The following is a 24528-nucleotide window of genomic DNA, read 5'->3' on the forward strand; positions in this document are numbered from 1 at the left end:
TGGTGGCTATGACGGGATTCGAACCTGTGACCCCCGCATTATGAGTGCGATGCTCTAACCAACTGAGCTACATAGCCAACCTTGCTTCCGGTGAGTCGTTACCTCGTCACCGTGCGGGCCGAATTATGCGTATCTGGCTCTGGGGCGTCAACCCTTTTTTTGCCAGAAAAACGCAATTTGAGTGCGTTTGACCAGTTATTGGTCTCTGTTGCGCAAAAGCCCAACAATCTGCTTTTTTTAAGACATTGCCATGATTGCCCGGGCAATGGCAGATAAAAAACAGGCCAGCAAATGCTGGCCTGTCATGGGATTAGACGTTGAACAGGAAGTTGGTCTTGAGTGAGTCTCTATGGGTGTCGTGAAGTCTCACATTTTAATTCAATCTCTTTATTATCAATAAATTAAATGGTTTTTGGTCTCACGACGTTTCAGGTGGAATCACTGGTAGCCAAGTATTTTGTGTACGCAGTTGCGTACTCAAAATGCTATTGTGTACACAGCTTGAACAGAGGGGGCTAGGGTGGCGCTTAAGACAGATCGGGAAATCGCCAATTTGAAGGCGGAGGATGGCCAACGGCAGGTGGTTGCTGTTGCTAGTGGTGCTGGTGGTGGGTTGTGTATCGAGGTTCGCAGTGGTGGGCGCTCTAAAACATGGCTTTACCGTTATCGTATCAATAATAAGGCCCGAAAATTCACATTAGGCTCTTACCCAGCAATGAGCTTGGCGACTGCGCGAGTTGAGCATGGTAAGGCTGTTGCTTTGGTTAAGGCAGGAGAAGATCCTGCTGCTGTTGCCAAAGCATCCAGAGTGAAGCGATCGGCTATGCCGACATTTGATGCGTTTTTTGAAGAGTGGTTGGAGTGGAAGCAAGTTGCCAGGCCTGCCCGAGCATCTACCGTTGAAGCCTATCGTCACACACACCGACTATATATAAGCAAAGCCATTGGTAGTCTGTTACTAAAAGATGTGACGCGAGCAGTGTTGTTTGCTCACTTATCTAAGGTTCGAGGGCGCAGCATACAGGCTGCGCGAAAGGCACTGACTATCTGTGCTCAGATGCTCGACCATGCAGTAAACCTAGATCTGATAGAGTTGAATCCTGCTAGAACCATCAAGCCATCGACTATTGGTGCAGATACTTCCCCACCACGCCAACGTTGGCTATGTCATGAAGAAGTCGCTTCTTTTTGGCAAGGGCTATCAGAAGGCGGTTTTCATCCAGCTCAGTCAAATTGTTTACGTTTGATTTTGTTAACTGGTGTTCGTCGTGGAGAAGCTACGGGTATGACTTGGGAGCAAATTATTGGCAACAAATGGATCATTCCTGCCAGTAACACCAAGAATGGTAAGGAACATACAGTTACGCTTCATAAAATGTCTCTAAAGATCCTGGCTCATCAACGAGCTATTAGCAGTGGCAGTCCTTGGGTTTTTGAGGCAATAAGAGAACATGAAGCTGGACAGGGTCATATTGATGGCAATGCACTTCGTTGGGTGATAAATAAGGTTAGGTCTATTGCTATGGCACAAAGTGAGCCATTCACCGTCCATGATTTACGGCGTAGCTTTGCCAGCTGTTGTGCAGAGTATTTGGATGCAAATGAAAGTGTGATTGAACTTGCGCTGAATCACTGTAAGCGAGATCGTCTCGTTGCTACTTATCAAGCTGGTAAACGTGCGGAACAGGTAGCTCGGCTTTTTGAACAATGGGGTGAGTATATTGAAAAGCTCACTAGAACAGAAAATACAATCCCAGACAATGTTGTTACTATAAACTTCAGAAAATAGATATCAATGTTAAATTATATCAATCATAGCTGAAATTATTATAGCTCACGATTAATTTTATAAAAGTGAGTTGCCAGCATCGGAACTATGCTTAAATAAAGCAAGGCAATCACTTAGTATTTCCTTGCTTTATTGTTATAGAAAGTCAAGATCTCGTTATCTTCTCATACTCAGTTCTGATCAGCGCTTCAATGATTGCATTTTTATTTTCATTTCTAGCCAAGCTGAGCTTATCAAGAATATCGCCTATATCATTACTCATATTAATGCTGTATTGTTTTTTTGTTTTGTTCCTCTCCCTATACGTTCTCTGATTCCATGCCTTTTTAACATTAATAATCACCCACTTGTATTTGTCCTCATTGAGTGTGTAAAGCACGTCGAAGAATGATATTAGATCGTTCAGTCTGCTATCAGAATCTGGCATTGTTAACTGGGTATAACCAGATTGATTCGACGTTAGATATTCACTAAGCCACTCCGTTTTTAGTTTTTTATCATTGGCAAGCCATCTTGTCATCTCTTTATGTTTTAATGCCTCATTAGAGGTGCTTCTTATATACTTAATAAACGCTATTTTTTCGTATTTGTTGTTGATGAGTCTGTTGATGAAGTGAATGATGTCTTGCTTTGTCACAGAGTGGTTGTCTATATGTTCCATTTTCACTGCATGTTTCAAGCTAGTATCGGTTTTTGGCATTATTAGTTCTATATAGTGGTGGGGGATATTATCGAACCCCATGAAAAATTCCTCATTAGTCCAGCTTAGATGACTAATTAACCTCCATATATAGCAACGTAATCTAGGATTATCCTCTAGCCAACGGAAGTCATCTTGCATAAGGCATCTGTCGTAAAACTCAATCTTTAAGGTATCTACCCATCTCTCGAGCCCAAAAATCTCGTTGTTTCGCCTGTCAGACTCACGCATGAATTGTTCAGCTGTAGGTGTTATAACAGCCTGTCGCAGTTTCTCTTCTAGGTCATTATTACTTGGGGTTGTGTAGTCAGAATAACCATTAATCTGACAAGTCCTATACCAAAGATAATCTATGAATAAATCATCTCTGGGGATGATATTGCGCCTTATACCATTTACAGCCATGCCATTACCTCAAAGTATAAAAACAATATGAATACTACAACGTAGTGTTCAATGTGTACTTTAATGTTGGTTTTTGTGATGGTTTTCACGGGTTTTTTAGGTAGTGACAATCTCTCTTAACTCCAGCCATTATCGAGAGCATAGCCCTCTATAGGCTTGGTATAAGTAGATTGCGTTAGATGTGGTGAGCAGCTAAGGCAGTGAGCAGGCCATATGAGATGCAACCCCGCTCCATACGTAAACTATTACGGCGCAGCTCCAGCTATGAACCAATAGCGGGAGACCAAGCCATGAAACTCATTAAACTGAAAGACGTTACCGAAATGACCACGTTATCCAAAGCAACAATTTATCGCTTGATAAAGCAAGGTGCATTCCCTCCTCAAATTTCTTTGGGGGCAAGAGCTGTGGCGTGGCGGTTAAGTGATGTAGTCGCCTGGATTGAACAAAGGTCCTTGAGTAGCTTCGTGTCGATGTAATAAATCAAGAGTATGTTGTCTTCTATGAATGAAGGTATTTAGGTAGTACTTAAGTTAAAAGGGCTGAGGATGCCGAGAGTTTTTAACCTCTACCTATTCGGTATATGTAATATACCTATCAACATCAGTATACCCATCAATAGAACACTCTTTGTTACGTACCTACCAACACGTTCTTCTATACCAGCAGCCCAACACGGGAATATCAGCCACACTAAGTGGCTGTATAGTCTACGCAGCATTGCTCAGGCCTGACTCAATGGGTATGTCCGCTAGGGCTACATACCCTCTGTACTGACGTCCAACTGTAATAAATTACATCATCCACTTAATGGATGAGTGGACTTGCACGGCCACTCCTGACCCATCCACAAAATCTACATGCATTAAATCGGCATGGGGCTAACCATGCCTGCCGAAAAGGAGGCGAAATGAATTCATCGTTGGGCTACCAGCTTAGCCCAAGGGAACTCCATAACCTGCTTGTTGCAGCTGAGCAGCGTTATGGGAGTGTTTCATCCTATTACTTAACCAAGTTGTCACAGGTCATTGCAAACTGCTTGGATATATATCCCCGTGTGTTTGCCGTGCGTGTGGACTTGCGTTTACCACAAGCTAATTGGCCGGAGGAGCCTGATATACCACTGTGCTTTCCTCGTCAGGACTCAGCGGTAATTACACGTTTCTTTGGTGCACTTAAAAGCCAATTGGTAGCGGACCACTACCGTAAAGACAGGCGAGGACCGACAGACTTTCCTGCATATATCTGGGTGCGTGAACAGGACTCGAGTGCGAGCCAGCATTACCACGTGGTGCTGCTCTTTAATAAAGACATCTATGCGCACTTGGGGGCCTACCGTAACGCAGCTACCGACAACATGTCCCTTAGAATACAGCGTGCTTGGTGTAGTGCCCTTGGGCTTGCCCATCCAGACTATGCATCTTTAGTGCATTTTCCGAAGAACCCTGCGTACGTATTTGACCGTCGTGCTGCGACGGTACATTCCCCTGTATATCGCGAGTTTTTATTGCGAGCTGCGTATTTAGCGAAGACCAGAACAAAGGTTCCCGGTCAGCGTAATTTTGGTAGTAGTCAACCTTTTGGAAAGTAAGGAGAGTAACATGACGGAAATTAACAAGAGTGAAGTAGTAGGCGAAAACGCACAACCAGAGTTTGAGCAGTATATGCATACTCCTACTGTGTGTAGCTATTCAGCGCATTATGATCTAAAGCCGGTCGTAACGAAGGATCTTCTAAGGAAATTATGGTGGGGAGCGACTGACCCAGTATCGGCGCGTTATGCGTTTAGTTTGGAAATCTATTTCGGTGCCCGGCATTTTAATGATGTTTGCACTGCGACAGAGTGGATGTCCACTTGGTTGGTGTGTGACTCCAAAACTCAAGTTTTATTTAAAGACTTGGAGTGTGTTGTCTGCCGTGTGAGTCGCTCTCACGACATGACGTTGGTGCGCATGGTCTTCTTATTCAGTAACTGTAAGCAAGCGACAAGGCCTGAGTGGTTTGCCTATCGAGTGGCAGAATACTGGCGTGAGTGCATCTTGCGGCGCTTTCGTTTCTGCAAAGAAGTAGAGCGGCTTCCTATGGAGCCAGGCTTGGGGCGTGTAGCGTACCACTGTATAGACCAAGAGGACATTGCCTTAACCGTATTTGAATGGCTAATGAGTGGCCACCGGCTATACGGTGATAACGCTGCACAGGCGGAGTATTTCTGCGGTCGTCACATCAAAAAGCAGGAGGCGGGTTATTTTTAAGTCCTTGTTGCAGGAGGGAGCCTTGGCTCCCTCCTTTATTCATGTTCTTATTTTGACCTCATAAAGCCCTTAACTCTCGCGCAAATCCGGGCTTCGTAGCTTGAAGATGCAGCCCTTGGCTACCAACTCGTCCCGGTTTGCCAGCACCAGCGGGTAGAGCAGCGGATGCTGTTCATGATCGCCGTTATAGCTCACTTGCATGCGCTCCAGCGCGTAATGCATCAAAGGGATGCGCTGGTTGAGCAGCAGCTTGCCATCAGGCATGGCATAGTCACTGGCAATGATGGCCTGTTGTCCTGCGCTGAGGGTTGGATTGGGTATGACCACCGCAGTGACTTGAGTGTTCCACTCAAGATCCTGATCTCGGCCGTGAGGAGAGGTATCAAGTAGCTCAGGTTCCCCACGAAACCGGCTCATCACAAAATCCAGATATACCCCTTTCTTCTCGCAGTAAGCGCGAACGTGCCAGCGGATCCCATCATAGACCAGGGTATGGGGCACGATATTGCGGCCGCTCTGCTCCTCTGAGCTGAGGGATACGTAATCGACATCGACCCGCAACTGACCGCGAGCCGCTTGTACCAGACCCCGCACAATCTTGGGGTCGATATGGCGGTTGGGTACATCCAAGATCTCGATATGGCCGTAGCGCAAATCCATCAGCGGCAGGGTCAACAGCCCCGCTTCATGTTGGCGTTGGTGCTGTTTTTCACGATGTAACAGCATCAGGTACTCATCTACTTTTCCTTCGCTAAATCGCGGTACGAATTGCTCGGTGGGCTTGTATCCCTTCAGGCTTCGGTCATAGATCAACCCTTCTGGTGAGTAGTGGGTCAGGTAGTGATTGATATCCCGTGATGCTTGCTGGCGGCCGATATTGAAGGCTGTCATTAGGTGATTGGTGGTCAGCCGTCCTTCCCATTGCAACACGATCTCTAGCAGGCGAAAGCGCAGCGTCTGATCCCAAGTGAGCTCTCTGGGGGTCATATGTGCTCCAAAATGCGACATGTGTATGTAACCAGTATCGGCATGAGTATACAGGCGACATATACTGAATTAATCACAGTGTGATGAAAAAGATGGTGCTGTCTGTACCACGTTCTACCAGCATATTGCCGAAGTGCAGCTCAACTTCGGTTGCTCTCACAATCACAAGGTCATGCTAGGCTTTGCCGCCAGGCCCTATACCTCAAGGCTTTCGGGATGGTGTAGTACGATTAGGTGTATTTATTTAGTGCAAGGGTACCAAGCAGATGAACGTGGTGGAGATTCAAAGGGTGCAGGTAAAGGGATAAGGCAGAGGACGTTGCCACTCTATTCTGCGGCTTACCAGAAATGAAGGTTGAGCTTATTCAGGTGACCGATTGATGGACTTTCAGAATAAAATACCCTTCGCAATTAAGACCGAGACCGGTGCAATTGTCTCGGTCGATGATGTTGAAAGAGGACTTGCAGCCGGTTGTCATTGTCCCAGTTGTAAAGGATTGCTCGTTGCCAGAAAAGGTGAGCAAAACCGCCACTGCTTCGCGCATTACCGTGACAGCAAGGAAAAATGCTTCTACGCCTTTGAAACCAGTGTTCGGTTGATGCTGCTCTCTAAGCTGGAAAGTGTAGTGAAGCTCAATACCCCTGCCCATTACACCTCGTTTGATGGGGTCAAGGAACTGGTTGCTAAGGCCCATGCTGACATTGGCGTTCAATTTGTTCCGCAAGTAGAGACCCATGGTGTTCCGGCAGGGCTATTTCAGTTGATGTCACGACCAGACTTCCACCTTGCCTTACACTTTCCTGCCGCGCACGAGCCTGTAGGATTGTACCCGCTGTGGCTGGGGCGATTCATTGCCAAACACCCTAAAACAGGCGTTTTGGCTGTTCGTTATAACCAATTTGGCGACCGGATGTTCGATAAGTCTCGCCCGGCAGGGATGGACACGACGACTTTGATGCTGACGATTCTCAGCGAAAATCCCAACTGTCTACATTGGCTCTATCACCCACGCGAGGAGACGGCCCTGCTCGATCTGGAGCAGCTTGCCGAACAGCGACGGCAAGAAGCAGAGGAGAAAGCCAGACAGCAGCAACTAAAACAAGAGCAACTGGAGGAAGCGCGGCGTCAGTATGAGGCAAAGCAAAGGATGCAACGCGAGCACCAAGCGGCGATTACGGCTCAGATGAGATTGGCTGAACAGGAGCGCGCCGCCCAGAGAGCGCGGGACTATGCCGCACGGGCTGCGCAAGACAGCGACAAGACCAGCAATGGGGGGCAGTATCCACGATCTACGCCGACTGCGTGTCGTAATTGCCAACTACAGCACCAACGTCTTGATGCTGACGGCTACTGCTATCGCGAAATTTGCATCAGATCTCGTGCGAAACGAATAGCAAGAGCAGAAAAGAAAGAAGCGTCTACACGGTATTCCTATGCCAGTATGCGAGGTGGCGCAAATGCAAACAGCGCAGCCCAGAGACAGAACCGCCTCGTTGCCAGTCAGCCACCCATGAGCGACACACAACGCCAATGGTACTCCTCTATCAAGCCTGGTTCTTGTCCTCACTGCGGGGGGGATAGAGGCAATGGCCCGAATGGCTGGTGGTGTGAGAAATGTAAATAACCTTTGGATTTGACCGAATAGATTCAGACGTTTTTCCCGCTTAGGGGGTAATATGACTGTGTCGAAATTCTTGACATGATCAGAACTCATTGAGTCTCTTCGGTGTGCATCGATAATATCGAATTAGTATCTCCAAGAATTCATACCGCAAAGGTAATAAAAAAGAGATGCTGTTATCAGCATCTCTTTGGGTGTAGTTGGAGTTGCAATCTATTTCTGTAACATTGGAGTTGCTTGTGCAAGCAAGTCTGCAGTTGCGATCAACTCTTGCTTGGTGGCACAACGCTGCCCATTTCGAGCTTGTTCGTTAGCCAACAGGCTTAACGCCTCTGGGTTTTCGATCAAGTATTCAACCCGTTCTAGAGGAGTCATTCCCTGAGAGTTACGCTGCCAAGCAAGCTTGGGGGCTCGCTGCAGCAAGCGCCTGACTGCATGTAAATTGGCCGTCCAACCAGCTGTATGCAATGGTGATTGCCCATCATCAGTGAGATTGTCTAGGTTGCACGGATGATCGAGGAGTACATCCACACAACGATCTACCCCAGACTTGATCGCCGAATGTAGAGCAGTCATTCCGCTACTGCTTTGTATTTCTGGATCCGCGCCAGCTTTGAGCATGATGGTTACTAACTCGGTATCTCCTTTCTCAGCTATCAGCATCAAGGGGGTTTGCCCTTTAAAATCGGGGATATTTAGTTGTTTAGGGCTCTCTTGCGCCAGTTGGCCGATAAACGAGCGCCAATGCGCCAACATGGCTTCGAACCGACGCGTTTCACTTTGCAGCTCGAGTGGAACAATTAACTTCATTGGAGGCATTATCTGCATAAAAGAAGAATGCATCTTGAGCAGAGCCATCAATACGGAATTTCCATCGACATCAGGCAGGCTAGATTTCAACAATGAACGATTAGCTTTGATCCATTTTTGCAATCCTTCTTCATCACCAGCTTGGAACAATGGCAGCAGGCCGTTAAGTAACTTATCCATCGTACTTTGTATGCTACGGATTTCGGCCTCAATACCTGGATAGGGTTTGTATAGGTCATCCCAAAAGTAATCTGATGCCCAGCGTGCAATATCCTCGATAGATGGAATCGTATCGCACTCGGCCATCATTCCGCCGGCCAGCATCTCCCGATAGTATTTTTCGTGGTTATTGGTGATTAGTTTCTGCTCGGCAACTTCTAAGGCCAGACCATCCCTCGCGATCTCACCACGCACTGGGCCATAATTTCGTTCCAAAGCAGCGTCCAGCGCCTCTCTGAACAGTCTGGTTGCCCCCTCAAAATCATTACTGGCAAGCAGGTGCTTGGCTTTGTATTGCAAAATTGGGGCTTTCCATAACTCATACCCTGAGTTGGCTTCAGCTTCATCGAGTAGGACTTGTACCTTGGTTATTGTGTCTTTTGGCCTGTGTTTGCGATCACCATTCAGGTAGCCGTCCAGCCCGAACAGAATTGTTTGGACGGTTTCGGCTGGTGTTGCTGCTATCTCTTGCAAACGCTGGACAGCGGCCTCTTTGGCTCGTGGAGTTAGGGATGGATGTTGCGCGACCTGACTGACGACCCAATATCTCTGCTCGCTCTGCAAGGCGCGCCAAGGTGATGAGGTTCTCATCCGGTCAATCAACCGATCGATAGCTTGTGTCTCATCAGCATGAGCCTTGAGGAGTTCCAACTTTTTTCGAATGATGGGTTCAGCGGATGCTGCGTCGAGCGCAAAGTGATCTTCAAGCATCGCCCCAGGTTGCAAATGGTAGAAATGACGAGTCAAGAACTGAGCGAGCTCTAGGTTTGCAGTTTCACGACGAGAAGGAAGGAGCGAAAGGAATATGCCTTGTTTGTCCCATTCAGGCAGATGTGCTTCGAACCATGCATTTTCAGCTGCTTCACCCTGCTCCCCGCAATATCGGTATGCATCGATAGTTAGGTTGTAGATAGCCTTATAGATGGCGAATAGTTGAAGCAATTTATTTTGCTGGGGATCAGCACACAACTTGTCAACATTGGGAAATAGGTATTTGAGTAGCCGTACATAACCATCCTGTACAGTCCGAGCAAGTAACAAGCGTTGACGGATAATTTTTGGTAAAGGTGCAGCATAACGCTCAGCGATGCATTTCACGAAGGTGGCTTGCTCGTCTTCATCAGCCTGCCCGTCCAGAATTGACTCTATGCGACCAGGTTGAGTCATGGGGATTTCCCATCGTAGCTTGTCGGCAGTCAGCCCCTTTTTTTCCAAAAAAATAATAGCTTTACTAAATTGTGCAGAAGGGCTGTCATCATTGTGGAGTGATATCGCGCCATCAAAACGTAGTTTTGTCTCGTCGGAGAAGTACTTCTCGATGCTTTCTGGACGAATTGTGGTTCCACTACGCCAGTTATATAAGGATCGGCGTAGGCCATCATTGCCATCCTCGATCAATTCACTATGTTGCTCTGCGAACGCCTCCAGAGGCATACCCAGCAGGTCCAACAGCCAATCGACCACTTGGGCAACCGGCATATATAGACTTGGTTTGCCATGTACCTCGCAGGGCTCAGGAAGATACCAAAAACGCCCACCCGGCATACCTCTGTCTAGCACTGGTTCAAGGTTCCAAAAACCCATCCGGCGGGCCAGAATCGGCATATAAAAATGTGTCAACAACGCCCAGAGAACCTGGCGTTGATCTGCGGCGAATGTCCAAGTATTGAGCTCGAGAAACTTATAGGCATGCACAAATTCCATGAAGTTGTCGAGTGCATCTGATTGTGCAAGCGGGTCGATCCCTAGTGCCCTGAAGATATCGTCAAAGACTTCTTCGCCCATATTTTTGTGAGCTTTAAGACTTATCTGACCAGTTGCAAACTTGGTTTTCTTGGTTGTCGGATAGCTTTGGCAGCCAAGGCTTTGATGAATTTCCAGCAAGATAGCTTCGGGTAGTGGCAAGGTGCTCATGTTGTGTCTCATCCTGAGGTTGTCTGATGTCTCGACCATTCTGGCAATGTTTATCCATCGGATCACTGAAATGCCCTGTACCCCCCCCTCACATGCAGTAAAACTGGGGGGATACAAGGTGTTTCATATCGTCTAAGCCAATCCATAGGCACCCTTTGCGTATTCTTGACCAAAGAGAGCCTTATCATGTCACTACCCGTTCAAATCGTTATCAATTGGCACTTAACGGAAGCCTGTAACTATCGTTGCCATTACTGTTATGCGACTTGGTATAAAACAACTTGCCAGCGAGAGTTGATCCGAGATCCGCAACGAACAGCTAGGTTCCTGGCCGAGCTGTACCATTTCTTTCGACCGGAGAACAGTGCAAACCCATTAGCTGGCCAATTAGAATGGCGTTCAATTCGGCTCAATCTGGCGGGTGGGGAGCCATTGTTGCATGCAGGCAAACTTCCATCCATCGTCACCCAAGCACGAGACCTCGGCTTCGAGGTCTCGTTAATAACTAACGGTAGTTATCTCAACGCTGGGCTGCTAAACAGCCTCGCACCAGAACTGACTTGGCTCGGTATCAGCATTGATTCAGCATCCGCCGCAAACAATCACGCAATTGGACGAGTTGATCGTCTTGGTCGACAACTTGATTTGAATGAGCTGGTCGCCAGTCTGGATATGGCTCGCCAGCTAAACCCAGATCTGCGTATCAAGCTTAATACCGTAGTTAACCAGCTTAATCACCACGAAGATCTCGGTGCTCTGATCGTGAGGTTTGCACCTGATAAGTGGAAAGTCCTACGCATGTTGCCGGTGGTGAGTCAGCACCTTGCTGTTAATGACGAACAGTTTGCCGCGTTTGTCTCTCGTCATAATGCTTTCTCTCAAATCCTTTGTATCGAGGACAACCTAGACATGCATGAGTCATATCTGATGGTTGATCCATACGGGCGCTTTTTTCAGAACACCCCTCTGTTGCCTGCTGCTGGTCAGGGTTATACCTACAGTCGGCCAATCCTCGAGGTTGGGGCAGGGATGGCCTTTAGCGAAATGAGCTTTGACCATAAGCGATTTTGCGCACGCTATATCCAGACCAATACGGATGTAGGCGTATGAAGTACTGTACAAATAAAGATATCGATCAGTTGGTCCGCCAACTGATTCGTCAGAGGTGGGTCTTTCAAAATGGTGGTAAACATGGGCGGCTGACCAGCCCTGATGGGCTGCTGACTTTGACAGTGAGCAGGTCACCCAGCGACAGCCGTTGCTTGTATAATCTACGGCGAGATTTGCGTAAGGGTATTTTATCTGTAGCGAACATGCGTGTTTTATAGGTATATCCTGCGGCCGTATGATGTTTGAGCTGGTGAATGTAGCTCTACCTCGCCACCGGCAGGTCCTCCCAGCGGGTGGTGTAGCAGGGGCTCAGGTGCTCTTGTCGCATCATCCACTCAGGCGACCCCGTACCTTGGCTGGCAAAGCCTACGCGCCCCAATCCCTTGGCTTTGATCTGGTCCATCACTGCCATCAGCGCGTCCGATTGAGCGGAGGACGGGGCAAACAGGTCAGCCTGTTGCTGCCCCTTGGGGGTGAACTCACTCAGCATGACGCCCCCCTTCTGATAGCGGTAACCATCGCGCCAAATCTGCGGTAGCAGCACGTTCACTTGCTGCAGCAGCAACCGGGTATCATCGCTAGGGCAGACCAGCCGGACGCCAGCTTGCTCACTGTAGTAAGGGGCTCGTTCATCAAAGGGGCTGGTTCGCACGAACAGGTGCACCTGCTGGCAACACATTCCCTCGGCCCGCAGCTTCTCGGCTGCGCGAGCCATAAAGCCCGACAACGCTTGGGCCATTTCTCCACGGTCGGTCACGCGCTCACCAAAGGAACGGCTCGAGAGGATCTGCTGCTTCGCCGCCGGTTCAACGGTCAGCTCTGCACAAGGCAGGCCACGCAGCTCCTGTACGATCCGCTCGACCACCACGCCGTATTGGGCGCGTAACCCTTTGGCATCGCTAGCCACCAGGTCAGCCACGGTGTTGATGCCTTGTGCCACCAACTTGGCTCCCAAGCGCCGTCCTATGCCCCACACCTCGTCCACCGGGGTGATAGCCATCAGCCGGGCACGGCGCAGCTCGTCACGCAAGTCCACGACGCCGCCCGTGGCAGGCCACTTCTTGGCTGCATAGTTGGCCAGCTTGGCGAGGGTCTTGGTGGGACCAATCCCGACCCCTACCGTGAGGCCGGTCCACTGCCAAACTCGCTGCCGGATCTGTTGCCCATAGGCTGTCAGGTCCCCGGCAAACGACTCCGACAGTGACAGGAATGCTTCATCGATGGAGTAGACCTCCAGCTCGGGGGCCATGGTCTCCAACGTGCTCATCACCCTGCCAGACATATCGCCGTAGAGCGCGTAGTTGGAGCTGAATGCCACACCGCCATGCGTCTCGAACTGCTCGCGGATCTTGAAGTAGGGCCCGGCCATCTTGATACCCATCGCCTTGGCTTCGGGGCTGCGCGACACCACGCATCCATCGTTGTTGGAGAGCACCACGATCGGGCGGCCACGCAGCTCAGGGCGAAACAGCCGCTCACAGCTGGCGTAGAAGTTGTTTACATCAACGAGCGCTATAGCCATCACGCTGCCTCAGATTGCCAATCACATGGGTGACCACTCCGAACAACTCCAGGGAGAGGCTCATACAAGGGTCGATAGGCGCGAACGCCGGATTGGCTGGCAACAGCAGCAACCTCGGCTTGAGCTGCAAGGTCTTTACCGTGAAGCTGCCATCGAGTAGTGCAATCACCACATCACCATGGCGCGGGGTGAGGCTCTTATCGACCACCAGCAAGTCACCGGGAAAGATACCGACCCCGGTCATGCTCTCCCCCTCGGCACGCAGATAGAAGGTTGCTGCAGGGTGCGCCACGCAGTGGGTGTTGAGGTCCAACTTCCCTTCCAGATAGTCGCTGGCTGGGCTGGGAAAGCAGCAAGAGGCGCGGTGCAAGAACAGCGGGATGGTCACCTCGGCGGGTGATGGGTCTGGGGTTAACAGCTTCATGGTAAAACACCTGTATTTATATACAGCCATTATAGCGCACCACCTTTGAACCAGCGCAAGTCCTGCATGCCACTGATGGCGTACCATGGCGTCAACAAATAACAAAGAGGTCAGTATGAGTCACAATCTGTGTGCCCTACCGAAAGAGCAGCAAGAACGGGTCGAGGTCGAGAAGGCCGCCGCATATGCGGTATGGAAGGAGCGCAACGGTCACTTGGCCAGCGCAGAAAGCGAAGCAAGCCTGCATAAAGGTGAGCTGGGCAGCTATTTTCTCGAGCAAGTGGGTAAATACAAACGAGGTTAATTCTATCTGGTTGAAAATGTTACATGTACACATGCCCAGTATCGAAGGAATTGTCATAGCCCGATAAAATCGCCTCTCACCTCTTTTAGACGCTCGATACAGCAACTCGTGTCGTCTTAGTTGGCACGCGAGCGGTACGGTAAGAATTCAAAAAATTTATTTAAAATAATGGCTGTGTTATGCAGCTTGCACGAGAGAGCAATAACCTGAACATGCATGTCCAAACGTTAGAATCGTTCCCCCCTGAAGTTGTCAGTAAACTGCAGTACTACGTGTACCGGCTGATTGATCCACGCAATGGCGAAACATTTTATATCGGCAAGGGGAAGGGCAACCGGGTCTTTGCTCATGTCCAAGGCAGTGTTGAGGATGACGCTGTCTCGGAAAAATTGGAGCGAATTCGCGCCATCCATCTTGCAGGGCTGGATGTGGTGCATGTTATTCATCGGCACGGTATGAACGAAAAAACAGCCTTTGAGGTCGAAGCAGCGCTGGTTGATGCCTATCCGGGGATCACCAATATCATGGATGGGCATGGCAATAGTGAATTTGGTGCCATGCATTCAACCGAGATCATCCAAAAGTACTGTGCTCCAACTGCCGAATTCCGCCATAAGGCGCTGCTGATCAGCGTTAACCGTTCAGCATTAGATCATTCACTTTATAACGCCACCCGTTTTGCTTGGCGCCTCAATAAAGACAAGGCCTGCCAAGCCGATGTGATTTTAGCCACAGTGCAGGGGTTGATTGTCGGTGCATTTATTGCGCAGCAGTGGCTTGAAGCAACAGCTAACAATTTTCCTGGTAGAGAGACAGTTGAAGGGCGTTATGGCTTTGTTGGCCACGAGGCGTCCGAGGTGATCAAAGCCATGTATGTCGGCAAGAGGCTGCCCGATGAGTTTCGCAAGCGGGGTGCTTCCAACCCCATCAAATATACCTGGTCGTGATGGTTGCCAGGGTAGTAAAGGCATGACGAGATGGGTTCGATGGTCTGAGTATCAAAAATTGAGCCGTACTGCTCAGTTAAGCGTGTACGAATCTTTATTGAGCGATGAACAATCAATCGTGCAAAAAATAGCAAGTTGAGTCACGTCAAACGCTGATGCTGCTTGCACTGAGGGTGTTCAGTAGCTAATTTAGCTAAATTAGCTGTATTAGCTTACTTGGAGTCATTAGTGCCTGAACAAGAGATCTATCAGCAGATCAAGCAAGCCTTGTCGGCTGCACCTCGCAACCAATATACCGTCGAGCTACATCTGCAGATGCTCAAATATGCAGATGAGCTCAAGCACGTGACTGCGCGGGAATTTTGTGAAGGGGTAGGGCTCAAAGAGAGCCTTGGTACCGAATTCAGCAAAATGCGTAATCTGACCACCCGGTTAAAGCTTGCTGGGCTCGATACCTCAAAACTCTAACATCGCTCAACTTGGCAAAAACCGTTATAAGCCAGCAAGTTATTAAGGAACAACATGCTCAAGCTCGAAGAGATCAAGAAAGATGCTCAGGTCCGCGGCATTGTCGAAGGGCAAGTGGTTCGCGTGGTGACAGTGGAGCAGGTCGGTGAGAACGCCCTGACGGTTTACTACAAAGACAGTAAGGGTGTTTTGGCAGAACGCATGTTGTTTCGAAGTGATGAGATGGTGCTAGAGCTCGCGACGGTGGGCCGTCCATGGGCTTTCGATGCCGAAGGGGGCAATTTCAAACTGGGGCTGGAAGCCTATCGAATCTCACAAGCCGCGTTGTTTGATCCAATGATGGCTGTCAACATGGCCAATGTAGACCCTTTGCCACACCAAATTTCAGCCGTTTATGAATCTATGCTGCCAAAGCAGCCGCTGCGCTATGTCTTGGCAGATGACCCTGGTGCGGGCAAAACGATTATGGCTGGTTTGTTCATTTCTGAGCTGCTGCTGCGAGCGGATGCCAGGCGGATTATGGTGGTATCTCCTGGCTCACTGACCGAACAATGGCAAGACGAGCTATTTGAAAAGTTTGGCCTGCAATTTGAAATCTTCAGCAAAGAAAAGCAGGAGCAGTGTGCAACGGGCAATTTTTTTACCGAAACAGATCGCCTGATTTGCCGTCTGGATCAGCTTTCCCGTAGCGAAGAGTTACAAGAGAAGCTGCGCAATACCGACTGGGATCTGATCATCGTCGACGAAGCGCATAAACTCTCTGCCAACTACTTTGGCAACAAAATCAATAAGACCAAGCGCTTCGCACTGGGCGAACTGCTTGGGTCCATTTGCCGCCATTTTTTGCTGATGACAGCCACGCCGCACAACGGCAAAGAAGAAGACTTTCAGGTCTGGATGTCACTGCTCGACAGTGATCGGTTTTATGGCAAGTTTCGCGAAGGCGCCCATAAAGTCGATATTACTGACATGATGCGCAGAATGGTGAAAGAAGAGCTATTGACCTTTGATGGCACACCGCTATTCCCTGAACGTCGAGCCTATACAGCCAACTACGATCTCTCTCCTCTTGAAGCAAGCCTCTACGAGCAGGTGACGACCTATGTGCGAGAAGAGATGAATCGAGCCGACAAACTCGACAACAGGAAAAAAACCACCGTTGGCTTTGCACTGACGCAACTGCAACGGCGGTTGGCATCGAGCCCCGAGGCCATTTATCAATCGTTAAAACGGCGTCGTAATCGTCTTAAAGACAAGCTTGCAGAGATGAAGCTGTTGGCCCGTGGCCAGAAGGCGAAACAAACCGGCGTAGCTGAAACGCTGGGTAGCTATACAGTGACAAAACAGCTCGATTTACCAGAAAATTGGGACGAGTTGGATGAAGATTTAAGCGCAGAAGAGTACGAGCTTTATGCTGAGCAAGTCGCAGATCAGGCGACTGCAGCCGAGACCATATTAGAGCTCGAAGCCGAAATCCTGTCACTCAAGGATCTGGAACAACAAGCACTGGTGCTGGTGCAATCGGGCAATGATAAAAAGTGGGAACAGCTATCCGCTTTGCTGCAAGACTCGCCGGAAATGAAAAACCGCGATGGCAGCCGTCGCAAACTGATCATCTTTACCGAGCACAAAGACACGCTCAATTACTTGCGTCAGCGAGTCAGTGATCTGCTTGGCCAGCCAAGTGCAGTCAGGGTGATTTACGGCGGAACCAACCGTGATGAGCGGCGTAAAATCCAGAGTGAGTTTCGCAGTGACCCCACCGTATTGGTGCTCATTGCCACCGACGCTGCGGGTGAAGGTGTCAACCTGCAAAATGCCAACTTGATGGTCAACTATGACCTGCCATGGAACCCCAATCGACTGGAACAGCGCTTTGGCCGGATCCACCGGATTGGCCAAAAAGAGGTGTGTCACCTGTGGAATATCGTGGCTAATGAAACCCGTGAAGGTGAAGTGTTCCAAAAGCTGTTCGCCAAGTTAGAAATTGAGAAACAAGCACTGGGCGGCAAGGTGTTCGATATCCTGGGGGAGGCGTTCGACAACGTTTCGCTGAAACAGTTGCTGATGGATGCCATTCGCTATGGTGAAGATCCTGCTGTGCGCGCCAGAATGGACCAAGCAATTGAGGGGGCGCTGGATAGCGATCACCTCAAGGAGATCATGCGCCGCAACGCACTGGTGGAATCCCACATGGGGATGGAAGGGCTGTACGCCATCAAAGAGCAGATGGAAAAAGCCGAAGCGCGCCGTTTGCAGCCCTTTTTTATCCGCGCCTTCTTTCAGGAAGCTTTCCAAATGTTGGGTGGCGATTTGCGCGAGCGCGAACAAGGCCGCTACGAGATCAGGCATGTCCCGGCGGTGATCCGCGAACGAGACCGCATCATAGGGGAAAGCCGCACGCCAGTACTGCCGCGTTACGAGCGGGTCTGCTTTGAAAAGCAGCTGACACGCCCGACGGGCAAGGTGTTGGCTGAGCTGTTGCACCCGGTGCATCCGCTGATGCATTCCGTGCTGGACCTCACCTTGCAAGCCCATCGTAGCAAACTGAAGCAGGGTGCAGTATTGGTTGATCCGACCGATGATGGCGATGAACCCCGCCTGATCATGATGCTGGAACACTCGGTCAGAGAAACGGCGGAACAAGCAAAGAGTATCGCCTCCCGACGCTTGCAGTTTGTCGCGATAGATACTGCCTGTCAGGCCAGTTATGCGGGCTGGGCGCCCCATCTGGACTTAATGCCCATCAGCGAGGGGGACTTGGCGTTGGTACAAGATATTCTTCACTCCCCTTGGTTATCCCAGCCACTGGAACCGCTGGCGCTACAACTGGCCTCTGAAAAACTGGTGCCAGAGCATTTTGCGGAAGTGAAAACCCGCCGTGAGCTGCAGGCAGACAAAACTTTGGCCGCTGTGCATGAACGCCTGATCAAAGAAATCAACTATTGGCAAGACCGCTATCTCAAGCTCAGCGATGACGTGAAAGCGGGCAAGCAGCCCAGAATGCAGCCAGAAAATGCGCGGCGCCGAGTCGATGAACTGACCGCCCGTTTACAGCAGCGCACCGCTGAACTCATTGCGCTCAAGCAGGTGATCTCCAGCACTCCGGTAGTGATTGGCAGTGCCTTGGTGATCCCACAAGGGTTATTGGCCAAACGTAAGGGGGAGATCGTGTTTAGCCCTGATGCGGCCAGCCGCGCCCATATCGAAAGGGTCGCGATGCAGGCGGTCACCGATGCGGAGCAGGCGTTAGGCCATACGGTGATCGATGTCGCAGCGGATAAATGTGGCTGGGATATCACCGCGCGTCCGCCACTCAAAAGCGATGGTTCCTTGCCGCAAGACCGTCACATTGAAGTGAAAGGTCGAAGCAAAGGGCAGACCACCATCACCGTCAGTCGTAACGAGATCCTCTATGCCCTCAACCAGGCAGACAAATTTTTGCTGGCCATCGTGTTGGTAGAGGGTGACAAGGCACAAGGCCCGTACTACATTCGCCAGCCTTTTACCAAAGAGCCCGACCTTGGCGTGGCGAGTATCAATTACGACTTGGCGGATTTGCTGGCACGTGCGGTCACGGCACAGGAGTCTTTATGACTGGTCGGCTCGATGCTTTCAGGCTGAATATTGAAGGCTACCAGATGACCTTTTGGGACGGTGATCGTCTGGAACAGCATCTGGAAAATTTGGGCATACCGTTTATTGCGCTGGAGGCGTTATATCAAGCGGGGGTGCTCAGTTTTGAGCCCAAAAGAGGCATGGACCTCAGCCCGCGGGATCTGGCTGAGCTGCACTTTTTGGCCCCATTTATTCAACAGCAGCTAGGCGCTCAGACGATCGCGCGTTTATTGCGTTCACTCGATGCGCCCTACAACTACGATCACCAACTTATTTACTTCGATTGGCGCTCCGGAATGTGGCAACCATACCCTGCCATCGATTTATGTGAAGCAGTAAGGTCGCTGATCAGTCAGGCCCGAGAGGCCCAAGATGTCAAAGGACTCAAAGCAATGGGTTATCGGTTAAATGAGTCTCTGGAAGACATTAAATATTGGCTCTCAGAAATCCAGTCTCCAGCGGAATAAGGACAGTGAAGTAAATGCTTTTACCAGAACAAAACAGCCTGAGTTTGCACCACATCACGCTGACCAACTATCGGTGTTTTGCTTCACTCTCGCTCGATTTTCACCCGCAGATGACGGTGCTGATAGCCCCCAACGGTGCGGGGAAATCCACCATTCTCGATGCTGTCGCGGTGGCGGTGAGCCCGTTTGTGGCGGCGTTTGATTTGGGTAAAGGCCGACCGATTGCCAAGTCGGATGCGCGTTATTTGCGCCAAGAGCTGATGACCAGCAACGAACAAATGTTTCCGGTCGAAATCGTGGCCAGCTTTAATCAGCCAGCTTGCCAGATCAAACGAGCACTGACCGGCATCAACAATAAAACCACCGTCAAAGAGGCCAGCGAGCTGGCCGCTTACGGTGAGGGTTTAATGGCGCAAGTACGTAACGTGCAGACTGTTGATCTGCCGGTGGTGGCCTATTATGGCACCAGCCGCTTGTGGCTAGAGCACCGCAATATGGAACGAAAAGCCGTGGTCAGTGCCAGCCGCAGCATGGGTTATGAAGATTGCCTAACGCCAGCCTCTAACTTCAAGCAGTTACAACAGTGGTTTACCAAGGCGACCCTGGCCGAACTGCAACAACAACAGATGGCCGAGGTGTATCAGGGCTACACGCTCAAAGCGCAAATCACCGGCATTCAAGCGGCGATTGATGCGATCTTGCAACCTGCATCCGGCTGGCACCATTTCCACTACAGCTTTCCCCATGAAGAGTTGGCAATGACACACCCTGAGCAAGGCGTACTGCCCGTCAGCTTGCTCAGTGACGGGGTGCGCGCCATGGTCTCGTTGGTGGCCGATCTGGCATGGCGTTGCATCAAGCTCAACCCCCATTTAGGCAAGCAAGCGGCGCTACAAACCAGTGGCATTGTCATGATCGACGAAGTTGATATGTTCCTCCATCCAGCGTGGCAGCAGCAGGTGTTAGGGGCGCTGCAACAGGCATTTCCTTTGGTGCAATTTATTGTTACCACCCATAGCCCGCAGGTACTCACCACTGTAGCTAAAGAGAATATTCGTCAACTTGGCTCTGATGAACACGGCGCCTATGCCAGAATGCCGCCTTTTAGCCCGCTGGCCCATGACAACAGTGATGCACTGGCCAAGGTGATGGACACTCACAGCCAGCCACGCCTGCAGCTGCAAGAGGCCATTAGTGAATACGAATTACTGGTCAGAGCGGGGGAGGAAACATCTGAACGGGCAACAGTGCTGTTGGCAACCCTTGGGCAGGCGGGGTATCAGTTTCATGAGAGTGACCTGGCCACGTGGCGATTCTTGGCACAGCGCAAGCTGGCAGCAAAAGGGTCATAACCCATGATTGAACTTCAGCATCGTGCGATGCCAACTCCGGCGTTGACGCAATACTGCACTGCTCACCCAGCAGCCACAGCCGCAAATTTTGATAGTCTCGTATTTAGGCCGGTGAAAGATGCAGTCAAAGCCGATCTGCATCAAGACCAAGGTGGTCTGTGTGTCTATTGTGAGCGACAACTTAAGGCAACGGAGGGGCAAGTCGAGCATATCAAGCCCAAAGCGGGGGCAAATGCGCACCCCCATCTCTGTTTTGATTACTACAACTATGCCCATAGCTGCATCAATAACCAGACCTGTGGCCAGAGCAAAGGCAATAGTTTGTTGCCTATTGAGCCTGGCCCTGGCTGTAACTTGCAATGGGCGATAGCTGGTAGCAACGGTTGGATTGAACCATTACCCACACTGACCAGAAAGCAGCGTCATCCTGTCGTACAAACGCGCGACATGCTGGGGTTGAATAAGGATCCCAATCTGGTCAGTGAACGGAAAAAATGGTTCGCCCAAGCCGTTATTGTGCTACAAACGGCGCCAGACGATTTTGACCAATTTTTGCAATCAGCGCCATTTCGCGCTCTGATTGCTGCATCCATCTAATGTTGGAACACCCATGACCCCCATCAAATCCCCCAAAAAACTGATCGAGGTGGCGCTGCCGCTTGATGATATCAATGCGGCCTGCGCTCATGAAAAAATGCCCGGCATAGGCCCGCATCCAAGAGGTATTCACCTTTGGTGGGCACGTCGTCCGTTAGCTGCTGCACGAGCCGTGATTTTTGCCCAGATGGTCAACGACCCAGGCTACCAACAGGGTGATGGCTTTAAGTACGGGGTGAACAAACAAGAAGCCGCCAAAAAGCGCGAAAAGCTGTTTAACATCCTGCGCGAGCTGGTCAAATGGGAAAACACCAATAACGAAGCGGTGCTTAATCAAGCGCGGGCGGCCATCATGGAGAGCTGGCGCGAAATCTGCGCCCTGAATAAAGATCACCCCGACGCCGCTGAGCTGTTTAACCCCGACAAATTGCCCGGTTTTCACGACCCCTTTGCTGGCGGCGGCGCCTTGCCGCTGGAAGCCCAGCGTTTGGGGTTGGAGTCCTACGCCTCTGACCTTAACCCGGTGGCGGTCACTATCAACAAGGCGATGATCGAGATCCCGCCCAAATTTGCCGGTCGTGAGCCGGTGGGGCCAGAGGTGGCAAGCGATAAAACCAGCAAGAAAAAGGCCACCAAGGATGCCTTTGACGACTGGTCTGGCGCTAAAGGACTGGCGGAAGATGTACGCCGTTATGGCGCGTGGATGCGCGAACAGGCGCAACAGCGCATCGGCCATCTCTACCCCAAAGTCTTGGTCACTGAGGCCATGGTCGCCGAGCGGCCAGACTTGGCGCCTTACTTAGGTGATGAGCTGACGGTGATTGCCTGGCTGTGGGCTCGCACGGTGAAAAGCCCCAGCCCGGCATTTTCTCACGTCGAGGTGCCGCTGGCCTCCACCTTTATTCTCTCCTCCAAGGCGGGCAAAGAGGCCTATGTTGAGCCAGTGGTGCAAGGGGATAGCTACCAGTTCACCGTTAAGGTCGGTACGCCACCTGAATCGGCTAAAGGTGGTACTACAGCTGGCAAACGAGCGGCCTTTATCTGCCTGATGTCGGGCTCTCCTGTCGATTACAAATACATTCGCAGTGAAGGCAGTGCCGGGCGCATGGGGCAACGGCTGATGGCAATAGTTGCCGAGGGTAAAAAGGGGCGGGTGTATCTCTCCCCAACGGATGAGCAGTTGGTCGTAGCGCAGCAGGCAAGACCTGAATGGTCTCCTGAGATGGCTTTGCCCAATAATCCGCGTGATTTTAAAACACCGAACTATGGCCTTGAGAAATACGGCGATTTGTTCACCCCGCGCCAATTAGTGGCGCTGACTACCTTCTCGGACTTGGTGGGTGAAGCCATTGCCTGCTGCCGCGAAGATGCCCTCACTGCCGGGATGGCGGATGATGGCGTCGGCCTCGATGCCGGTGGCACCGGCGCCACCGCCTATGCGCAAGCGGTGGGAGTGTATTTAGCTTTCACAGTTGACCGCTGTGCCGATTTTTCAAATTCTTGTACGCGTTGGGTTGCGGGTAACCAGAAGGTCATGAATTTATATGGCAAGCAAGCAATTGCAATGACATGGGATTATCCAGAGGCTGCAATTTTAGAAAATGTGGTCGGCGGTTTTTATCCCGCTGCCGATTTTGTTGCTAAGTGTATAGATAAACTACCATTAATCCCTTCAAGAGGGTTTGTGACGCAACAAGACGCACAAACACAAATAGTTAGCAGCAATAAAGTAATTTCCTCCGACCCACCTTATTACGACAATATCGGTTATGCCGACTTGTCGGACTTTTTCTACGTCTGGCTACGCAAATCACTGAGGCCAATCTTCCCAGGTCTCTATGCCACCATGGCGGTACCCAAGGCAGAGGAGTTGGTGGCCACGCCGTATCGCCACGGCGGCAAGGAGGGGGCCGAGGCGTTCTTTTTAGATGGCATGGGCAAGGCGATCCACCAATTGGCTGAGCAAGCTCACCCGGCGTTCCCAGTGACTATCTACTATGCCTTTAAACAGTCAGAGACCAAGGCCGATGGTACTTCCAGCGCCGGTTGGGAGACATTTTTGCAGGCGGTGATCGATGCAGGTTTTGCAATCAGTGGCACTTGGCCAATGCGGAGTGAGCAATCAGAGCGATTGATTGGGAAAGGTGCAAATGCCCTAGCCTCCAGCGTGGTGCTGGTATGCAATAAGCGCGCGGCGAATGCCGACAGCATAAGCCGCCGTCAGTTTATCCGTGAACTTAACCGGGTATTGCCGGAGGCGCTGGATGACATGACCCAGGGCAGCATCGATGCCTTGGGTATCAGCCAATCGGCGGTGGCGCCGGTGGACTTATCCCAAGCCATTATTGGCCCTGGCATGGGCATCTTCAGCAAATATGCTGCAGTGCTCGAAGCCGACGGCAGTAAGATGAGCGTCAAGACCGCGCTGCAACTGATTAACCGCTTCCTGGCAGAAGATGACTTTGACCATGACACCCAGTTCTGCCTGCACTGGTTTGAACAGCAGGGCTGGCGCGTGGGTAAGTTTGGTGAAGCGGATGTGCTGGCCCGCGCCAAGGGCACCAGCGTGGCGGGCTTGCAAGAGGCTGGGGTGATCAGCGCCGGTCAAGGTGAAGTACAACTGCTCAAGTGGATGGAGCTGCCCAGCGACTGGGCGCCAGAGCGTGATAACCGCACCCCGGTATGGGAAGGTCTGCACCAACTTATTCGGATCCTCAACAGCGAAGGCGCCAGCGGCGCCGGTGCCATGCTCGCGCGCCTGTCAGGCAAGAGCGATGCCATTCGCTCCTTGGCCTATCGCCTCTACACACTCTGCGAGCGCAAAGGCTGGGCCCAAGATGCCCGCGCCTATAACGAACTGGTCACCGCGTGGGACGCAATGCAAAGCGCCATGGCCGACAGCGGGCAAGTGGGGGAAAGCTATAGCCTGGATCTATAAAGGCGAGAAGTTGAAGATTCCTGAGCTGAGAGGAGACGACACCTCTTTGCTCGATAAAGTTGGAGCTCCAAGCCAACATTGAA

General features: G+C 50.9%; 19 protein-coding genes and 1 tRNA gene. 14 read left to right on the plus strand and 6 right to left on the minus strand.

Features of this window, described 5'->3' with window-relative positions:
• A tRNA-Met gene (locus G5179_RS04295) sits at nt 1–77 on the minus strand.
• Between the two features lie 443 nt (nt 78–520).
• On the opposite strand from G5179_RS04295, the gene G5179_RS04300 reads away from it, so the two are divergent.
• Nucleotides 521–1789 carry a tyrosine-type recombinase/integrase gene (locus tag G5179_RS04300; RefSeq protein WP_421257935.1) on the plus strand — a complete coding sequence of 423 codons (1269 nt, stop codon included), beginning with the start codon at nt 521–523 and terminating at the stop codon, nt 1787–1789.
• A gap of 145 nt (nt 1790–1934) precedes the next feature.
• On the opposite strand, the gene G5179_RS04305 is transcribed toward G5179_RS04300, so the two are convergent.
• The gene (locus tag G5179_RS04305; RefSeq protein WP_421257936.1) at nt 1935–2894 is read right to left on the minus strand and encodes a hypothetical protein; all 960 of its coding nucleotides are present in this window, start codon (nt 2892–2894) and stop codon (nt 1935–1937) included.
• A gap of 290 nt (nt 2895–3184) precedes the next feature.
• Between G5179_RS04305 and G5179_RS04310 the strand changes: the two genes are divergently transcribed.
• From G5179_RS04310 to G5179_RS04320, 3 genes are all read left to right on the plus strand, one after another.
• On the plus strand, nt 3185–3373 hold the full coding sequence (locus G5179_RS04310) for a helix-turn-helix transcriptional regulator (protein WP_421257937.1): 189 nt from the start codon (nt 3185–3187) through the stop codon (nt 3371–3373).
• A gap of 431 nt (nt 3374–3804) precedes the next feature.
• Entirely contained in the window at nt 3805–4485 is a 681-nt protein-coding gene (locus G5179_RS04315) for an inovirus Gp2 family protein (protein WP_421257938.1), read from the plus strand.
• Between the two features lie 10 nt (nt 4486–4495).
• On the plus strand, nt 4496–5146 hold the full coding sequence (locus G5179_RS04320; RefSeq protein ID WP_408843023.1) for a hypothetical protein: 651 nt from the start codon (nt 4496–4498) through the stop codon (nt 5144–5146).
• A 69-nt stretch (nt 5147–5215) separates the two neighbouring features.
• Here G5179_RS04320 and G5179_RS04325 read toward each other — a convergent pair whose 3' ends face one another.
• The gene (locus G5179_RS04325; RefSeq protein ID WP_193001789.1) at nt 5216–6133 is read right to left on the minus strand and encodes a WYL domain-containing protein; all 918 of its coding nucleotides are present in this window, start codon (nt 6131–6133) and stop codon (nt 5216–5218) included.
• 380 nt (nt 6134–6513) lie between these two features.
• Here G5179_RS04325 and G5179_RS04330 point away from each other — a divergent pair, with 380 nt between their 5' ends.
• Nucleotides 6514–7758: a hypothetical protein gene (locus G5179_RS04330; protein WP_421257939.1), complete on the plus strand. Its 1245-nt coding sequence runs from the start codon at nt 6514–6516 to the stop codon at nt 7756–7758.
• 210 nt (nt 7759–7968) lie between these two features.
• Here the strand turns inward: G5179_RS04330 and G5179_RS04335 are convergent, their stop codons facing one another.
• Nucleotides 7969–10698, minus strand: a complete 2730-nt coding sequence (locus G5179_RS04335; protein ID WP_421257940.1) for an ankyrin repeat domain-containing protein — start codon at nt 10696–10698, stop codon at nt 7969–7971.
• Nucleotides 10699–10884: 186 nt separating this feature from the next.
• On the opposite strand from G5179_RS04335, the gene G5179_RS04340 reads away from it, so the two are divergent.
• Entirely contained in the window at nt 10885–11808 is a 924-nt protein-coding gene (locus G5179_RS04340) for a viperin family antiviral radical SAM protein (protein ID WP_236303480.1), read from the plus strand.
• Nucleotides 11809–12070: 262 nt separating this feature from the next.
• Here the strand turns inward: G5179_RS04340 and umuC are convergent, their stop codons facing one another.
• Nucleotides 12071–13330 (minus strand): translesion error-prone DNA polymerase V subunit UmuC, encoded by a 1260-nt coding sequence (gene umuC, locus G5179_RS04345; protein WP_421257941.1) that lies wholly within the window; start codon nt 13328–13330, stop codon nt 12071–12073.
• Nucleotides 13311–13754, minus strand: a complete 444-nt coding sequence (umuD, locus tag G5179_RS04350) for a translesion error-prone DNA polymerase V autoproteolytic subunit (RefSeq protein WP_421257942.1) — start codon at nt 13752–13754, stop codon at nt 13311–13313. The genes umuC and umuD overlap by 20 nt, the downstream gene beginning before the upstream one ends.
• Before the next feature lie 115 nt (nt 13755–13869).
• Here umuD and G5179_RS04355 point away from each other — a divergent pair, with 115 nt between their 5' ends.
• From G5179_RS04355 to G5179_RS04390, 8 genes are all read left to right on the plus strand, one after another.
• On the plus strand, nt 13870–14058 hold the full coding sequence (locus G5179_RS04355; protein ID WP_064338625.1) for a DUF3283 family protein: 189 nt from the start codon (nt 13870–13872) through the stop codon (nt 14056–14058).
• Nucleotides 14059–14237: 179 nt separating this feature from the next.
• Entirely contained in the window at nt 14238–15005 is a 768-nt protein-coding gene (locus G5179_RS04360) for an LEM-3-like GIY-YIG domain-containing protein (RefSeq protein ID WP_216974087.1), read from the plus strand.
• Between the two features lie 228 nt (nt 15006–15233).
• Entirely contained in the window at nt 15234–15473 is a 240-nt protein-coding gene (locus G5179_RS04365) for an HTH-like domain-containing protein (protein ID WP_064338624.1), read from the plus strand.
• Between the two features lie 54 nt (nt 15474–15527).
• Nucleotides 15528–19070, plus strand: coding sequence for a helicase-related protein (locus tag G5179_RS04370; protein ID WP_421257943.1), 3543 nt, complete (start codon nt 15528–15530; stop codon nt 19068–19070).
• The gene (locus G5179_RS04375) at nt 19067–19558 is read left to right on the plus strand and encodes a hypothetical protein (protein WP_421257944.1); all 492 of its coding nucleotides are present in this window, start codon (nt 19067–19069) and stop codon (nt 19556–19558) included. Before G5179_RS04370 ends, G5179_RS04375 begins: the two co-directional genes overlap by 4 nt.
• A 14-nt stretch (nt 19559–19572) precedes the next feature.
• Nucleotides 19573–20910: an AAA family ATPase gene (locus G5179_RS04380; protein WP_421257945.1), complete on the plus strand. Its 1338-nt coding sequence runs from the start codon at nt 19573–19575 to the stop codon at nt 20908–20910.
• 3 nt (nt 20911–20913) lie between these two features.
• Nucleotides 20914–21507, plus strand: coding sequence for a retron system putative HNH endonuclease (locus tag G5179_RS04385; protein WP_421257946.1), 594 nt, complete (start codon nt 20914–20916; stop codon nt 21505–21507).
• Between the two features lie 13 nt (nt 21508–21520).
• Nucleotides 21521–24445, plus strand: a complete 2925-nt coding sequence (locus tag G5179_RS04390) for a DUF1156 domain-containing protein (RefSeq protein WP_421257947.1) — start codon at nt 21521–21523, stop codon at nt 24443–24445.
• Nucleotides 24446–24528 lie beyond the last annotated feature (83 nt).

The sequence above is a fragment of the Aeromonas sp. 600886 genome (assembly GCF_049174935.1).
GTDB classification, from domain to species: domain Bacteria; phylum Pseudomonadota; class Gammaproteobacteria; order Enterobacterales; family Aeromonadaceae; genus Aeromonas; species Aeromonas veronii_A.

Excerpts from the sequence above, each read along its gene's own strand:
- G5179_RS04325 (WP_193001789.1), bottom strand. The coding sequence starts at position 6,133 with ATGACCCCCAGAGAGCTCACTTGGGATCAGACGCTGCGCTTTCGCCTG.
- umuD (WP_421257942.1), bottom strand. The coding sequence starts at position 13,754 with ATGAAGCTGTTAACCCCAGACCCATCACCCGCCGAGGTGACCATCCCG.
- G5179_RS04355 (WP_064338625.1), top strand. The coding sequence starts at position 13,870 with ATGAGTCACAATCTGTGTGCCCTACCGAAAGAGCAGCAAGAACGGGTC.
- G5179_RS04320 (WP_408843023.1), top strand. The coding sequence starts at position 4,496 with ATGACGGAAATTAACAAGAGTGAAGTAGTAGGCGAAAACGCACAACCA.
- G5179_RS04390 (WP_421257947.1), top strand. The coding sequence starts at position 21,521 with ATGACCCCCATCAAATCCCCCAAAAAACTGATCGAGGTGGCGCTGCCG.
- G5179_RS04330 (WP_421257939.1), top strand. The coding sequence starts at position 6,514 with ATGGACTTTCAGAATAAAATACCCTTCGCAATTAAGACCGAGACCGGT.
- G5179_RS04310 (WP_421257937.1), top strand. The coding sequence starts at position 3,185 with ATGAAACTCATTAAACTGAAAGACGTTACCGAAATGACCACGTTATCC.
- G5179_RS04375 (WP_421257944.1), top strand. The coding sequence starts at position 19,067 with ATGACTGGTCGGCTCGATGCTTTCAGGCTGAATATTGAAGGCTACCAG.
- G5179_RS04380 (WP_421257945.1), top strand. The coding sequence starts at position 19,573 with ATGCTTTTACCAGAACAAAACAGCCTGAGTTTGCACCACATCACGCTG.
- G5179_RS04370 (WP_421257943.1), top strand. The coding sequence starts at position 15,528 with ATGCTCAAGCTCGAAGAGATCAAGAAAGATGCTCAGGTCCGCGGCATT.
- G5179_RS04340 (WP_236303480.1), top strand. The coding sequence starts at position 10,885 with ATGTCACTACCCGTTCAAATCGTTATCAATTGGCACTTAACGGAAGCC.
- G5179_RS04315 (WP_421257938.1), top strand. The coding sequence starts at position 3,805 with ATGAATTCATCGTTGGGCTACCAGCTTAGCCCAAGGGAACTCCATAAC.
- G5179_RS04360 (WP_216974087.1), top strand. The coding sequence starts at position 14,238 with ATGCAGCTTGCACGAGAGAGCAATAACCTGAACATGCATGTCCAAACG.
- umuC (WP_421257941.1), bottom strand. The coding sequence starts at position 13,330 with ATGGCTATAGCGCTCGTTGATGTAAACAACTTCTACGCCAGCTGTGAG.
- G5179_RS04385 (WP_421257946.1), top strand. The coding sequence starts at position 20,914 with ATGATTGAACTTCAGCATCGTGCGATGCCAACTCCGGCGTTGACGCAA.
- G5179_RS04305 (WP_421257936.1), bottom strand. The coding sequence starts at position 2,894 with ATGGCTGTAAATGGTATAAGGCGCAATATCATCCCCAGAGATGATTTA.
- G5179_RS04335 (WP_421257940.1), bottom strand. The coding sequence starts at position 10,698 with ATGAGCACCTTGCCACTACCCGAAGCTATCTTGCTGGAAATTCATCAA.